14 protein-coding genes are annotated in these 15,168 nt (G+C 66.0%); 7 read left to right on the forward strand and 7 right to left on the reverse strand.

Going from position 1 to position 15,168, the window contains the following annotated elements; genetic code table 11:
• Positions 1–75 precede the first annotated feature (75 nt).
• The 7 genes from NKJ07_RS22560 to NKJ07_RS22590 all read right to left on the reverse strand — a co-directional run bounded on the left by NKJ07_RS22560 (position 76) and on the right by NKJ07_RS22590 (position 4,989).
• Positions 76–963, reverse strand: coding sequence for a DHH family phosphoesterase (locus NKJ07_RS22560; protein ID WP_318571079.1), 888 nt, complete (start codon positions 961–963; stop codon positions 76–78).
• 163 nt (positions 964–1,126) lie between these two features.
• Positions 1,127–2,248 carry a DUF8173 domain-containing protein gene (locus NKJ07_RS22565; protein ID WP_318571080.1) on the reverse strand — a complete coding sequence of 374 codons (1,122 nt, stop codon included), beginning with the start codon at positions 2,246–2,248 and terminating at the stop codon, positions 1,127–1,129.
• 450 nt (positions 2,249–2,698) lie between these two features.
• Complete coding sequence (locus NKJ07_RS22570) at positions 2,699–3,091, reverse strand: DUF5518 domain-containing protein (RefSeq protein ID WP_318571081.1); 393 nt, start codon at positions 3,089–3,091, stop codon at positions 2,699–2,701.
• 351 nt (positions 3,092–3,442) lie between these two features.
• On the reverse strand, positions 3,443–3,859 hold the full coding sequence (locus NKJ07_RS22575) for a DUF6677 family protein (protein WP_318571082.1): 417 nt from the start codon (positions 3,857–3,859) through the stop codon (positions 3,443–3,445).
• 26 nt (positions 3,860–3,885) lie between these two features.
• Positions 3,886–4,050, reverse strand: coding sequence for a hypothetical protein (locus NKJ07_RS22580; protein ID WP_318571083.1), 165 nt, complete (start codon positions 4,048–4,050; stop codon positions 3,886–3,888).
• Between the two features lie 94 nt (positions 4,051–4,144).
• Entirely contained in the window at positions 4,145–4,501 is a 357-nt protein-coding gene (locus tag NKJ07_RS22585) for a YbjQ family protein (protein WP_318571084.1), read from the reverse strand.
• Positions 4,502–4,623: 122 nt separating this feature from the next.
• Positions 4,624–4,989: a DUF5518 domain-containing protein gene (locus tag NKJ07_RS22590; protein WP_318571085.1), complete on the reverse strand. Its 366-nt coding sequence runs from the start codon at positions 4,987–4,989 to the stop codon at positions 4,624–4,626.
• A 125-nt stretch (positions 4,990–5,114) separates the two neighbouring features.
• On the opposite strand from NKJ07_RS22590, the gene NKJ07_RS22595 reads away from it, so the two are divergent.
• The 7 genes from NKJ07_RS22595 to NKJ07_RS22625 all read left to right on the forward strand — a co-directional run bounded on the left by NKJ07_RS22595 (position 5,115) and on the right by NKJ07_RS22625 (position 15,039).
• Complete coding sequence (locus NKJ07_RS22595; RefSeq protein ID WP_318571086.1) at positions 5,115–5,666, forward strand: LURP-one-related/scramblase family protein; 552 nt, start codon at positions 5,115–5,117, stop codon at positions 5,664–5,666.
• 101 nt (positions 5,667–5,767) lie between these two features.
• Positions 5,768–7,138, forward strand: a complete 1,371-nt coding sequence (locus NKJ07_RS22600) for a TIGR00341 family protein (RefSeq protein WP_318571087.1) — start codon at positions 5,768–5,770, stop codon at positions 7,136–7,138.
• Between the two features lie 319 nt (positions 7,139–7,457).
• On the forward strand, positions 7,458–7,946 hold the full coding sequence (locus tag NKJ07_RS22605; protein WP_318571088.1) for a DUF1269 domain-containing protein: 489 nt from the start codon (positions 7,458–7,460) through the stop codon (positions 7,944–7,946).
• Positions 7,947–8,396: 450 nt separating this feature from the next.
• Positions 8,397–10,097 (forward strand): MFS transporter, encoded by a 1,701-nt coding sequence (locus NKJ07_RS22610; protein ID WP_318571089.1) that lies wholly within the window; start codon positions 8,397–8,399, stop codon positions 10,095–10,097.
• A gap of 97 nt (positions 10,098–10,194) precedes the next feature.
• Entirely contained in the window at positions 10,195–11,385 is a 1,191-nt protein-coding gene (locus NKJ07_RS22615; protein WP_318571090.1) for an AI-2E family transporter, read from the forward strand.
• Between the two features lie 248 nt (positions 11,386–11,633).
• Positions 11,634–13,952 (forward strand): arylsulfatase, encoded by a 2,319-nt coding sequence (locus NKJ07_RS22620; RefSeq protein ID WP_318571091.1) that lies wholly within the window; start codon positions 11,634–11,636, stop codon positions 13,950–13,952.
• A gap of 256 nt (positions 13,953–14,208) precedes the next feature.
• Positions 14,209–15,039, forward strand: a complete 831-nt coding sequence (locus tag NKJ07_RS22625; protein ID WP_318571092.1) for a YihY/virulence factor BrkB family protein — start codon at positions 14,209–14,211, stop codon at positions 15,037–15,039.
• Positions 15,040–15,168: the final 129 nt, after the last annotated feature.

Here is a 15,168-nt window from a genome sequence, read left to right on the forward strand (position 1 = left end):
CGGCGATCGGCTCGACGTACGCCTCGTTCAACGTACGCCAGTCTGTTCCTGTGGGGATCGACGACTCGACCGGGATCACCCACCAGCCATGTCCTCGTGTCCGCCTGCTCGGCTCTGACTGCCGACCACCTCGCGGAGGACGCGGTTCAACTGAAGCGCCGGGTTCTGGGAGCGCGCACTCAGGTGGATCTCGCCGTCGCTGATGCCGTAGACGAAGGTGTTGTCGGTGCCCTTGAGGTTGATAAGGATGTTGGCTGCCTGTGGCAGGGCGTCGCGCACGGCGACGTGACCTACCCAGGACACGAGGCTCCGGCCCCGAACCCGTCGGTTCTTGATCGCATCCTCGATCGCGTTTATCCTCGCGGGAGAGAACTGGGCGCTGTAGAACTCATAGATCATCGACTGGCTGGCGTGGCGCTGGAGTAGTGTTGCTGCGTCGTACGCGAAGTGGGTCGGATTACGGACGTGGTCGAGTCTCTCTCGGTGAAGGGCGAAGAGGAGCATCGAAGCGAGATACACCGGTGGCGGATTGGAGATTTCGGTGAGGTACTCGGTGAGGATGGTGCTCGTCGCCCCGAAGGAGGGACGGAGATAGACGAATCTGGCGTGTACCGGTTTGTTGTACTGGTGATGGTCGATGACGATGTCGACGTCCGTGCCCGGGGGGAGCTGCGTGTGGTCCCCGGGGAGCGCGTGGTCGACGAAAGCGATGAGTGCCGTGCCGGTGACCGTGGTGGAGGTGACTGCAACGAGTTTGAGCCCGAACTGCTCGACCATCGCGCGGTTCTGTTGTGGGAGATCGTCCCGCCGTAACGGATCCGGACGTCCGAAACCCCTGTTCTCCGCGATCCACTCGATCGCCGCCGCGCTCGCAATGTTATCCGGATCCGGACTGTCGTGACAGACGATATCGAGCGACGTGTGGCCCCGCAGCAACTCGACTAGCTCGTAGAGACGGCTCATGTTCAGGATAGGCCGTCGAAATCATCAATGTTTGAGTGAAGTCTCAAACCGAGGGGACCTCTCTGCCTGGTGATGGCGAAGAAGCCCGAGACCGGACGGGAGGTACGCGACACCGAGATCACCGCTTCCTGTTCGGCTGGTGTGTTTCACTCGACGATGCACTTTAGATCGACAGTGATTCGGGCGGTGGCGACGGGTCACGCGTCGTCTGTGACGACAGACGAGGCCTCGCCGGTCGCCGTGGTGCGTTCGGTCCGACGGTAGGTCTGGAGGCCGATCTGCGCAATCGCGCCGACACCAACGGCGATGACCACGACGTCGACGACGAACCCCAAATACGGGATGCGGATAGCCAGCCCCACCACCACCAGCCCGACGAGCAGGGCGGCCCAGCGGTTCTCGATCGGTCTCCCTTCGCCCCCACGAACGCGAGCTGTCGGGGAACGACGTCGAGCAGCCAGACGCCGATGGCGAACCGACCGTAGATCGCGCCGATCCACGAGACGACGACGAAGAGCAATCCCCCGACGAGCGCGATCGGCAGCCCGAAGAGGCTCAGCGCGAACAGCAGGAGGATGAGCGGGGTGGCGACCAGCACCGCGAGGCCGACGCCGCCGGACTGGAAGACGTCACGAGCAGCTCCGACGGAGACCCGATTCGAGAACCTCGGGAAGACGCCGATCAGGACCAGCCCGAGCAACAGGTTCACCATGAACCCGTAGATGTCCCAGATCGTGACGGTGAACCAGCCGGCCCCGGTCGCCTGCATCGGGAGCAGGACGCCACTGGCAACGGGCAGCAGACCGGCCTGCTGGATACCCGACCCCGGCGGGGCCCCCGTCGCCACCACCGGTGCGACTGGGAGGAGCGACGGGAGCGTCGCGTTCCGCGCGATTGAGTACGTCTGGTTCAACCAGCTGACGCTGGCGTTGAGGCTCCCCTGCGTCATCGCTGTGCCAAGAACATCGTCGACGTCGCTCACGACGGACGCGTTGACCGTCGCCGTCGCGACGAGGTTGGTGCGTCCGAGCGCGACCGTGGCCGTTCCGAGGAACCGACCGGCTGCGCCCACCTCCCCCTCGGGAGCCGTCGGGTCGCCCGTCACGCGCCCGCCCAACGCGACGGTGCCCTCGAATTCGTCCACGGTGACATCCACCTGCTGGGGGACGAACGGTGGCCCACCAGTCGACGCGGCGGCGACCCCGGACCCGGGACCGCCCGCGAGGAGGACTGTGACGACGACGGCGAGGAGGAGCACTCGCGAAGTGACGGGAGGGCGACTCATCTCACGAACCCCCCGACGAGGCAGCGCTGACGCTCGCGATGATGCTGGTCGAGGCGGTCACGTGCACGTGTGACCCGCAGTTTCGGTGGACGAGTCGGGCAGGATGTCATGGGGATGGATTGCAGTTTCGGTGGACGAGTCGGGCAGGATGTCATGGGGATGGATTACCGTAGACTGGTGTCAGCGGCGGCCCTCCGTCAGGCTGGCACCGATGGCGGCCGTGACGGCTGGCACGAACGCGTCGTCCTCGTCGGCTATCGTTTCGGTACCGTACATGTCTGAGTAGCGCTACCCTCGCTTCGAGATTGTGACGACGGGTGCGCTGTTCGATATGATGGCACATTCGGGACCAGTGATTGTGCCCCTGCACGTTGGGGCTCGGACCATCGGTGACCTCCATCTCGAACCGATTCCGAAGCGGTGTCATGAGGGCCTGTTAGATGGACGTAATCAGCTAGCCGCCGTGCCCGAGCGCGTCGCTTGGCGCTCCTTTATCCACCCACCTAGAGCACCGGCGAGTGCACCGGGAATCGCCTGGACGAACAGGGCGAACAGGGTGACGGTCGCGGCCCCGAGCGCGGGGAAGATTCCAACGAAGAACAACCCCCACACCGTGACGAAGGCGAGCCAGATCAATGCGCCGATGATGGTGGCGAGGCCACCGTGGACGGCTCCCTCCCAGCCGCCCAACACCATGTAGCCGGCGACGAACCCGCCGATCAGGCCTGGCAGGGCCAACATCCACACGGTTGCCCCCGAGATCGGAACCGCGAATGCGGCGACGATGGCGATGGCGAGGGCAACGAGGAAGCCCGTCAGGACGGCAGTCCAGTTAATCTCCATGATCGTCCCGTGACTACACCGGCACTCGACCTTGTTATATATGTTATGTCAGTAAAGTAAGGTACCTCGTTTGCTACCGATAACGGAGAGATACGTACCTGGTCATTTGCGGTTGGCTTCGGCGATGACGTTCTCGAGAGGTGTTTGTCGTCCTCCGACCAGCACCGTCTGGGAGGTTTCGATGAAACGGTTCTGGGGCCTTGTTGTAACTCTTGCTGAGAAACACAACGAGTGAGTAGCGCGAGGGATGATGGATGCCTTCCCGAAATCACACGTCCTTCAGTAGGTCGAACATGCGATGGTGCCGGCTCGTCGTGCAGTAGCTCGCCCCCAGTCGCCCACACTTCGCGATCAGTCGTCCGCAGTCTTCGATTCGATGTCCGCCTCGACGGGTTCGAGACACCAGCGACAGAACTCACTCGTCAGCTCGACCGAACGGTGGCACGCGTGGCAGTGCACGTGCGTCTGGCCGTGCTGTCTGTGGGTCAACCAGGTGTCAAGTGCGCAGAGGACGCGCGACACGGCGGCGAGGATGACGAGCGCGACGGTCGGGATCTGTGCGTCGACATCAGCGATGGACGCGGCGGTCCCCGTGGTGATCGTGACGATGAGGTCGGTCGGGAGGACGAGTCCGACTGCTGATAGGACAAGGGCGAGCCAGACGGACGCCCGAACCCACGCCCGGAGGTAGATGTGACCGAGTCCCGGATAAAGGAGAGACAGCACCACGGCGGTCGTTCGATGTCGTTTCTTGTGGGACAGGTTCATTGCTGGGATTCAGGGGTCATCTGGAATTAATCTTCCGTTACCTTGGCATCCCCGTCGCGCGCTTCGAACTCCCGGAGGACCCCGAGCAGTTCCGCTTCGAACTCGACGTGCTGGAGCTGTTTGTCCCCACCGATGTGGAGGTCGCTGATGAAGTAGTACGTGCGAGTTCGTCCGGTCTCGGGTGGTGCCATGCGTTGTGTCAATCCGGCGTGGATCGGTTCTGCCGCTTTTCCTACGCCGTACCGATAGCTCTTGGCCGGACGATCCGACGGTCCGATGGCTCGATCAGTCGAGCCGAACCGCGGTCCCGTAGGCGATCACTTCCGACGCGCCCTGTGTCACCCCCGACGTCTCCATCCGGACGTTGACGACGGCGTCGGCACCCATCGCCACCGCGTCCCGTTCCATCCGGGCGATCGCTTCGTCACGAGCCTGCGTGAGCAGTGTCGAGTACGCCGACAGCTCACCGCCGGCGAGGTTCTTGAGGCCCTGGGTGATGTCCCGCCCCACGTTCCGTGCTCTGACGGTGTTCCCTCGTGCGATCCCGAGCACTTCGACGATCTCGTGGCCGGGGATGGTTTCGGTCGTGACGGTCGCGACGAGCGACGACTCCGTGTCTCTCCGTTCGGTTTGTGAGGACATCTCGACCGGATAGACGACACCCGAGAGAATAACTGTCGCTGTGAACAGTGCTCGCAGCCGGCGGGTCAGTCGGTCGCCCCGACCGGACGACCGTTGCGGGGTCACCGTCCGCGTTCTCACGGTCAACCCAGCCAACCGCCGACCGCCCCCGCCAGCCCACTCGGCAGGGCGAACAGGAGCGCGACGACGACGCCGACGAGGAGCACGCTCGCACCGGCGAGGAGGCTCCCCAGCGGCCCCGCGACCGTCCCCACCAGGACACCGCCGACCGCGAGCACGACCGCCCCGACGATGCCGCCGAACGCGCCGGCGACCAGCCCGTTCCACCCTCCGTTCCAAAAGCCCCCGCCGGCGATGACCCCGGCGACGAACCCCCCGATCACGCCGCCGCCGATGGTCCCGACCACGGGAACGACGACGCCGCCGATCGACCCGACGACGACTATCACGATGAATCCGATCACGACCGCTTTCCAGTTCGTCGCCATACCCTCTTTAGAGCCGCCGGACGCATAATACGCGTGGCTGCGAACCCGTCGGACTGTCACGCCACAGTGAGCGACCGGTCGAGCGGCAACTGGATTCATGCCCGTCAGGAGCGTACACACGCACGATGGCCCGAAGATTCGACCGACAGGCCCGGAGAGCAAAGCGCACGCGCCGCGGCGGCGACCCCGGGTGGCAGCGATACCGGATGACCCAGAAACTCATCTCCATCGGGGACGACTACGACGTCGAGAACGCGGCCGGCGAGCGGGTGTTTACGATCGACGGCAAGGCGCTCCGCGTCCGGGACACCCTGAAGATGACCGACGTCGAGACCGGCGACACGTACCGGATCAAAGAGCGGGTCGTCCGGGTCATGGACACGATGACGATCCACAAGAACGGGCAGCGAGCGGCGGCGGTGAAGAAGGCCGTGGTCACGCCCATCCGCGACCGGTTCACCGTCTTGATCCCGGGAGCGTCGAACCTGAAGGTGAAAGGCAACGTGCTCGCCCACGAGTACCAGATGTCCCGGGACGGCGAGCGGGTCGCGGTGGTGTCGAAGAAGTGGTTCCGCGTCCGTGACAGCTACGGCGTCGAGGTCGCACCCGGGATGGACGCGGGACTCGTCATCGCTATGACGGTTGCGCTCGACATGATGGCGCATCCGAGCCGCTGAGGGTCGGCGTCGGACCACTCGCTCCCCGGCTGGTAGCCACGTACCGTCGACTCGCTCGTCGACAGCCCGTCATTTATCACCACCGACGTTGTACGACGCCTATGCGTCTCGTACAGGTACTGATACCTGCGGGGAACCGGGAGAGCGTGCTCGATGCCCTCGACCAACAGGGCGTCGACTACGCGGTGTTCGAGGAGGTGGGGCGGGGGGACTTCGAGGCGATGGTCCAGTTTCCCGTCCCGCCCAGCGGAGTCGAGCCGGTGCTCGAAGAACTCGTCGACGCGGGGGTGCAGGAGGACGCGTACACCATCGTCTTGGCCCCGGAGACGGTGGTCTCCCAGCGACTGTCCGCGCTGGTCGAACGGTTCCCCGGGCTCCGCATCTCGCGGGAGGAACTGTACGCGCGGGCGGAGGACCTCGCGCCGGCGAACTCGACGTTCTTCGCGTTTCTCGTCCTGAGTACGGTCATCGCCACCACCGGGCTGCTCCTCGATTCGGCCGCGACGATCATCGGCGCGATGGTGGTCGCGCCGCTCATGGGGCCGGCGATCTCGGCGAGCGTCGGGACGATCCTCGACGACCAGCGCATGGCCGCCCGCGGCGTCCGACTCCAGGTGACGGGACTGCTCGCCGCGATCGCGACCGCCGCGATCATGGGCTGGCTGCTCCAGCAGACGATCCTCCTGCCGCCCGGGCTCGACATCCGGATGATCCCGCAGGTGGCCGAACGGACCAGCCCGAACTTCCTGTCGCTGTTCCTCGCGCTCGGCTCCGGGCTGGCCGGCGCGATCAGCATCATGCGAGGAGCGGGATCGGCCCTCGTCGGCGTGGCTATCGCCGTGGCACTCATCCCACCGGCGGCGACCTCCGGCCTCGGGATCGCCTTCGGCTTACCGGGGGTCACCATCGCCGCCGCCGTGCTCGTCGTCGTGAACCTGCTCGCGATCAACGTCTCGGCGCTCGTCCTGTTTTACCTCTCGGGATTCAAGCCGCTCGACGCCGGGACGTTCGAGGGCGTGAAACGGTCCGTCGTCTCCCGGATCGTCGTCATCGCGATCGCCATCGCGGTGCTCTCGGTCGCCCTCGCGGCCGTCACGATCACCACGTTCCAGACCCAGTCGCTCGAACAGCAGACCCAGACGGAGGTCCAGCAACAGTTCGAGGAGGCCGACATCGAAGGCGTCGAACTCGTCAGCGTCACCGTCGACTACGAGCCCGAGGACCTGCTCCTCGGCAACGAACCGGAGGTCGACATCCTCGTCGCCATCCCGCGTGACCTCGAGGCACCACCCGACCTCGCCCAGCGGTTCGACGACCGGCTCACCGAGCAACTGGGGCGTGACGTCGTCGTCCGCGTCGGCTTCATCGAGGCGCAGGTCTCCGAGGACGAACCGCCGGAGCCGCCGCTCGGGTGGCCCTCTCGGTCAGGGGCCACGGTCGCGGACACTCGGCCCGTCCGCCCCGCCGCGTGACCGACTGAGTGCGATTGTCCCTCACAGCGCTGTCTCGTCCGGTTGTGCGCCGGCCACACTCCTGAGACGGGCCTCGGGCCGCGTTCACCGGCGGGCGCAGTACTCAACTGAGAACCGCCATCGTTGGGCTTACGGACGCGATCTGGATCGGGAGGAGGCAGACGAGCGGCGGGCGACCACGTCGTCCGACGGGACCGTGGTCGACCGGGCGTCGGGGGGACGAACGCCGTCAGCTGTCGCGACGTATCAAACCCCCTGAAACAACGGTTATTACCCATGCACTCAACATCAGGAACGAGGTGTTATCTGAGTGAAATCAATGGTCGTACTCGCGTTCGACTCCGAAACGGGCGCGTCCGAGGCGCGGGACAAACTGTTCGAGTTACAGAAAAAGGAGCTAATCACGCTCGAAGACGCCGCCGTCGTCGTCCGCAAGCAGGACGGGAAGACGAAGGTCAAACAGGCACACAGCCTCGTCGGTACCGGCGCGCTCGGGGGGGCCTTCTGGGGCCTTCTGATCGGTCTCATCTTCCTCGCGCCGTTGTTCGGTATGGCCGTCGGGGCGCTCGCAGGGGCACTCGGCGGGAAGTACACCGACATCGGGATCGACAACGACTTCATCAAGGAGGTCGGTGACACCGTCGAACCGGGCGAATCGGCGCTGTTCCTGCTCGTGACGCAGGTCCAGACGGAACGCGTCCTCGAGGAACTGTCGGCGTTCGACCCGACCGTCCTGCAGACGAACCTCTCCGCCGAGGACGAGACCAAACTCCGCGAGGCGTTCGGCGCCGAGGAAGTGGCCGCCTGAGTCGCGACCGCACCGCTTCCCGTTTTCACACGCCTGATCGACTCGCCCTAGGCTCCCCAGCCTCCTCGCTCGTCGGCGCGTCCGTGGTCGTCGGCGCATCGACACGTACATACGGCCGATCCGCATAGCGGAGCTATGCCGGACAGAGACACACCACGCCGACAACCCGTCTCGACGGGAATACGGTGTGAGGTCGCGGACGAACGCCGCGTGAAGCCAGGGATACACTTCTACCAACAGTGTCCGGTCTGCGGACGCCCGCTCGACGGGCGGCACGAGATCGAGTTCGACGTCCGCTCTCGATAGTCGCCAGCCCGTCGAGCGGCGCTTGCATCGTTTCGAATCGTCTCTGATGCATCGCTCCCAACTGCCCCGAACGTCCCCATCGAACACGCTTCGTACGCCGTGGAAATCGATTATATACTGTCGCCTCGTAGATAGAACCCGTTCATGGACGAAGAGACGGCGGAACAGGCGCGAGCGGACTCGACCCGTCGGTTCTGGATGCCGGCGATCATCGCGGCGCTGAGCATGTTCCTCGGCGTGCTCGACTCGTCGATGATGAACGTGGCCGTCCCGGCCATCGTGCAGGACCTGAACACCACGGTCAGCGCGATGCAGGCGGCCATCGCCGTCTACTCGATGGTGATGGCCGCGCTGATCATCCCCGGTGGGACGCTCAGGGCGGCCATCGACACCAGACGCCTGCTGATCATCACGCTCGCCATCTACAGCGTCGGGACGCTCCTGGCGGGCGTCAGCTGGAACTTCTCGGTGCTCTTCGTCGGTTGGTCGCTCATCGAGGGGGTCGCCGCCGCCCTGTTGCTGCCGATCACCTACTCGATCATCGTCGAGAACTACCAGGGAGGCGACCGTGCGAAGGCGTTCGGGGCCATCGGGGGCGTGACGGCCGTCGGGGTGGCCCTCGGGCCGATGATCGGCGGGACACTCACGACGTACGCCAGCTGGCGCTGGGGCTTTTTCGGTGAGTTCTTGCTCGTTCTGGTGATCGTCGGCCTGACCATGCGATACCTGCAGCCGCAGCCGACCGAGGAGTCCATCGCGTTCGATGCCGGCGGGACGGTCCTGTCGATCCTGGGGATCGTCGGTATCATTGGTGGGTCGTTGCTGGCCGGACAGTACGGCTGGGTCCAACCGCTTCGGCCGCTCGTCGTCGATGGGAGGCTGATTCAGCCGCTCGGGCTCTCGCCTGCGATCTGGTGTATCGGACTGGGGATCGCGTTCCTCGTGGCGTTCTTCCAGTGGGAGGCCCGACAGGCTCGCGCCGACCGACCGACGCTGATTCCGCCGGCCGTCCTCCGGAACCGGACGTTCTCCGCTGGCATCACCACGTTCGGCAGCGAGTCGCTGTTTCTCGCCGGCTTCATGTTTACGGTCCCTGTGTTCCTCCAGTCGGCGCTCGGCTTCTCGGCGTTCGAAAGCGGAGTGGCGCTGGTGCCGTTCTCGCTGGCCACGCTCGTGGTGGCGGTGGTCTCGACTGGCTGGCGGCAGTACGTCGCCCAGAAGCGCATCATCCAGATCGGGCTCGTCCTCATCGGCGTCGGGTTCCTGCTCTTGGCTGGCCAGATCGATCCCGACCTGACCACGTCCGAGATGGCCGTGCCGATGCTGGTCGTCGGCATCGGGCTCGGGCTGTTCACCGGGCAACTGGTCGACCTGACGATGTCCGCCGTGCCGGAGTCGTTCTCGGACGTCTCGTCGGGCGTCATCAACTCGATCAGCCAGCTCGGCTACGCCTTCGGGACGGCGGTCGCCGGCTCGCTCCAGCTCTCCGTGTTCTACGCGAGCGTCGTCGACGGGGTGACGCTCTACGCGACCGGGGAGTCGGTCACCGGGGACGAACGACAACAGCTCGCCGTGCAGCTCGAAGACGCCGTCGAGACGACGACACAGGCCCAACAGCAGGCGTTCGTGAGCGGGCTCTCCCCCGATGCACAACAGCAGCTCCTCGACATCGTCCAGACCGCGATGGTGACCGCCCAGCAGAGCGTCTTTGTGCTCATCACCCTGTTCGTCCTCGTCACCCTGCTCGCGTCGAGTTTCCTCCCCCTGTCGCGACCGCAACGGGGGAGAACGCAGGAGCCGGCGACTGCCTCTCGCGACGACGAACTGCCGTCGACGGACGACTGAGCGGCCAACCGAGGAGCGCGCTCGCGACGCCCGGCCGAGGCTCGACCGGCCGTTTTCTGTGAAAAACCGTTAACTACGTGTCAGGCTAAATACGGGCATGATCAACGACCGAACCGCTTCCGAGCCGATACGCGTGCGACTCCTCCGCCCGGACCTCGGCTGGTGGCTGCTCGGTCTCGCGTTCCTCGCCGTCGTGGCGTGGATCGGGTTCGAGTATCTCGGCTGGGTCGTCTTCGGGCTGTTCACGTACTACGTCGGACGCCCGATCACTCGCAGACTCCGAGGGCGTGTCTCCGGGTCGCTCGCCGCGGGGCTCACGCTGGCGTTCATCATCGTGCCGATCCTGTTGTTCATCGCGGCATTCCTCTCCGTCGCGGTTGGACAGGCGCTCACTCTGCTGTCGTCGGACGCCGTTGCGTCGGTTCTCGACAGTCTCCCCATCCCGACGACGCAACTCCCCACCGACCCCGTCGACGTCGTCGTCGTGATCCTCCAGGACCCGACGTTCAGCGCGGCCCTCGGCCAGTTCGGCGTCGCGGTCGGCGCGTTCACCGCGACGCTGTTCAACGTGTTTCTCGCGCTGATCTTCGCCTTCTTCCTCCTCGTCGAGGACGCGCGGTTGGCCCGCTGGTTCGAGACGAACGTCTCCGGGGCCGACTCGCGGACGGTCGCCTACCTCCGCGGCGTCGACCGGGGACTGACCTCGGTGTACTTCGGCTACACGCTCACGATCTTCGTCGTCATCGTCCTCGCGGCCGTCATCTACACGGTCTTCAACGCCGTCGCTCCCGCGGCCCTCCAGATCCCGTCGGCGGTCCTGCTCGCGGTCGTCACCGGAGTGTTCACGCTCATCCCCCTCGTGGGGCGGTCGATCGTGTACGCGCTCATCGTCGCGCTGCTCTCGGCGCAGGCGCTCACGGTCAATCCGGCGCTCCTCTGGGTGCCGCTGGTGTTCTTCCTCCTCATGGTGCTGGTGTTCGACAACGTCGTCCGGACGTACATCCGGCCGTACCTCTCGGGGAAGGCCTACCACATGGGACTCGTCATGTTCGCGTACCTGCTCGGGCCGGTCCTGTTCGGCTGGTACGGCATCTTCATGGGGCCGTTGCTGATGGTCCTCGTCGTCGAGTTCGCCACGAACGTCCTGCCGCGACTCACCCGCGTCTCTGAGGCGACCCCGTCGCCGGAGACGGGAACCGACGGCGACATCACCGACTACGGCGCGGTTGAGTACAGCGAACCCGCCGACTCCGGCGACACCGACGAGGGTGCCGCACGGCCCGGGTGAGACGAGCGAAATACGGCCAGCCGCGTTTCGGCACGCGTCACGGGCTGTCGCCCGGCGAATCGGACCGTCGTCCGGTCGCTCCCGTCGGCGGATAAGCAACCGATAACAATACGTGCGCACGGCGAGGTGAGAACTGCTCAGCGCCCGAGGTGAACGTGCTGTTCGGTGCGTCGTCGTGACCGGAGACCCACCGACGGGACTCCCTGGACTCGAGCGGCAGCCGTCTCCTCGACCGAGCGACCCAACACATGCCAACTCAGCGATTTCACGGCCAGATCGGCCGCACATACGACGAATCGGAACCGTGGTGGCCCGAGCAGACCCGGGCCCCCGAAGACGCCCCGAACGTGCTGATGATCGTCCTCGACGACGTCGGCTTCGGACAACTGGGCTGTTACGGCGGCCTCGTCGACACTCCACACATCGACCGCCTCGCCGACGACGGCCTGCGGTACAACAACTTCCACACCACGGCCCTCTGCTCGCCGACCCGCTCTTGCCTGCTGACGGGACGGAACCACCATTCGAACGGCTTGGCGGGCATCGTCGAGGTTTCGACCGGATTCCCCGGCTACAACGGCCACATCCCGCACGAGAACGGGATGATCTCGGAGGCGCTCGTCGAGGAGGGCTACAGCACGAACGCGCTGGGCAAGTGGCACCTCGCGCCGGCCGAGTCGACGAGCGCGGCGGGCCCGTACGATCAGTGGCCGCTGGGTCGTGGCTTCGAGCGCTTTTATGGGTTCCTCGGCGGGGACACCGACCAGTACACGCCGAGCCTCGTCCACGACAACCACCAGACAGCCCCCCCGGCCACGCCCGAGGAGGGCTACCACCTCACCGAGGACCTCGCCCAGCGGGCCATCGAGTTCATCGGCGACGCCAAGCAGGTCGACCCCGACAAGCCGTTCTTCTCGTACTTCGCCCCCGGCGCGTGCCACGCGCCCCATCAGGTCCCCAGCGAGTGGATCGAGAAGTACGAGGGCGAGTTCGACATGGGCTGGGACGAGGCGAGAGAGATGATCCTCGACCGGCAAAAAGAGATGGGCGTCGTCCCCGAGGACACCGACCTCTCGCCGCAGAACGAGGACGTCGACCGCTGGGACTCGCTCTCCGACGACGAACAGCGGCTCTGCGCCCGGATGATGGAGGTGTTCGCGGGCTTTCTCGAACATACCGACGCCCAGATCGGCAAGGTGCTCGACTACCTCGAGGAACTCGGCGAGCTCGACGACACGCTGATTATGCTGGTCTCGGACAACGGCGCCAGTTCCGAGGGCGGCCCGATCGGCTCGGTCGACGAGAACCGCTTCTTCAACAACGTCCCCGAGAGCCTGGAGGAGAACCTTGAGGCGATGGACGACCTCGGCGGGCCGGAGTACTTCAACCACTACCCGTGGGGCTGGACCTGGGCCGGCAACACGCCGTTCCGCCGGTGGAAGCGCGAGAGCTACCGCGGCGGTAACAGCGACCCGCTGATCGTGTCGTGGCCGAACGGCATCGACGCGGAGGGCGAGGTGCGCGAGCAGTTCGTCCACGCCATCGACGTGACGCCGACGATCTACGAGGCGATCGGCATCGACCCGCCCGAGGAGGTGAAGGGCTATTCGCAGTCGCCCATCGAGGGGACGAGCTTCGCGTACACCTTCGACGAGCCGGACGCCCCGGAACAGCACACCACCCAGTACTTCGAGATGATCGCGACGCGCGCCATCTACCACGACGGCTGGCGGGCCGTCCACCCCTGGCCGTTCGGCGAACCTATCACAGCCGATGACCTCGCGGCGACCAGCATCGAAGAGACGGGCTGGGAACTGTACAACCTGGAGGAGGACTTCGCGGAGGCACACGACGTGGCGAGCGAGCACCCCGAGAAGGTGCTGGAACTCGCCCAGTTGTGGTGGTCCGAGGCCGGGAAGCACGACGTCCTGCCGCTCGACGGCCGCGGCGTCCAGCGGTTCGCCGAGGCCCGGCCCCAGCCCGGGAAGCCGCGCGACCGGTACGTCTACTACCCCGGCGGCCAGCACATCCCCGAGAACGCCGCTGTCAAGGTGTTCAATCGCGACCACAGCATTACCGCCGATCTGACAGTGCCGGTCGGCGGCGCCGAGGGGGTCCTGCTCGCCCAGGGCAGCCGGTCGGGCGGCTACTCGCTGTACGTGATGGACAACCGCCTGCAGTTCGTCCACAACTACGTCGGCGTCGAGGAGCACGAGGTCGTCGCCGACGAGATGCTCCCGGAGGGTGACGTCTCCGTCCGCATGGAGTTCGAGGTGACCGGTGAAGTGGACCTCCAGAACGGGAAGGGGGCGCCGGGAACAGTGCGACTCTACTACGAGGACAGCCAAGTCGGTGAGGGCGACGTCCCCGTAACGACACCCATCACGACGGGCCTCACGGCCGGGCTGAGCTGCGGCTACGACGCCATCAACGCGGTCACCGATGACTACCGCGACCGGACGCCGTTCGCGTTCACCGGCGACATCACGCGGGTGACCGTCGACGTCAGCGGCGAGCCATTCGTCCACGAAGAGGCCGAGATGGACCGCATCATGGCGCGTGAGTGACCGATCGCGACGGCGCGCTCGGGACGCGACGGCCGACGAACCGGCGACGCCACGCGAGACCACCACGGCGCGGCATCGCCGACCGACACCGGGGCGGTTCAGACGGGGACCACGCTCGCCGCGACGACGTCGTCGCCGTCGCCGTCGGCGTTCGCTTCGGTCTTCTGGGTCGGTGCCGTGATACACGTGTTTCTCGCTGTGGTGTCACGGGGCAGCCGCGGTCGGCCGTCGTAAGCCACAGTTTCGAGGCCCACCGATGACGGAAGAACACGACTCCGAACGGAGCGGCTCGTTCGTGCCCGCGCCAGAGACGGCTCGGCGGCTCCTCGTGGTCGTCCGTGCGACGGACCTCGGATTCCTGGCGGCCAGCGTCGCGTACTACGCGTTCGTCTCGATCCTCCCGTCGCTTTTACTCCTGTTCCTGGCCGTCTCCGCCGTCAGCGGCGAGGAGTTGGCCCGTGCGGTGGTGCAACAGGCGACGCTTCTCACGCCGACCGGGCAGGAACTCATCCGGGAGGCGCTCGTGGGTTCGACCGCACGCCTCGAGGTGTCGATCCTCAGCGTGCTCGTTCTGCTGTGGGGCACGGTTCGGCTCTTCCGGAGCCTGACACACGCGTTCTCACGGATCCACGGGACGAAGGCTGATCGCTCCCCCCTGGAGACGGTCCGTAACGCGGCCGTCGTCCTCGGGGCCGTGACCGTCTCGTTCGTGCTCCAGACCGCCGTCTCGCTCCCTGATGCCCTCTTCGTGGCCCGGCTGCCGATCCTCGGACGGTTCGATCAACTCGAACTGTTCGTCAGCCTCTGTCTGACCCTCTTTCCCGTCTACTACCTTCTCCCGCCCGTTCCGCTCACCGCTCGGCAGGCGCTGCCGGGAACGGTCGTCGCCGCCGGCGGCTGGCTCGTCCTCGAGTTCGGGTTCGTACTCTACACCCGGTTCGTCGCCGGCGCGTCAGTGTACGGGGTCTTCGGCACGTTCATCCTGTTCGTCGTCTGGCTCTACTTCACCGGGCTGTTGCTCCTCCTCGGCGCGAGCCTCAACGCCGTCCTCGCGGGCGGCGGCGCTCCCGTTGGGGCGAGCGAGTGACGTCCGCCGAACGGGGCCCCGCCGGGTTCGATTCCCGCGGTTGGCGTCACGACCTCCACCGGTTCCCGGGGAGACGACACCCCGCGTCCCGCTCCTGGGCGCGTTGGCCGTTCGTCGACCGCGTTCGTC

It is taken from the genome of Salinigranum marinum (assembly GCF_024228675.1).
Lineage (GTDB): Archaea > Halobacteriota > Halobacteria > Halobacteriales > Haloferacaceae > Salinigranum > Salinigranum marinum.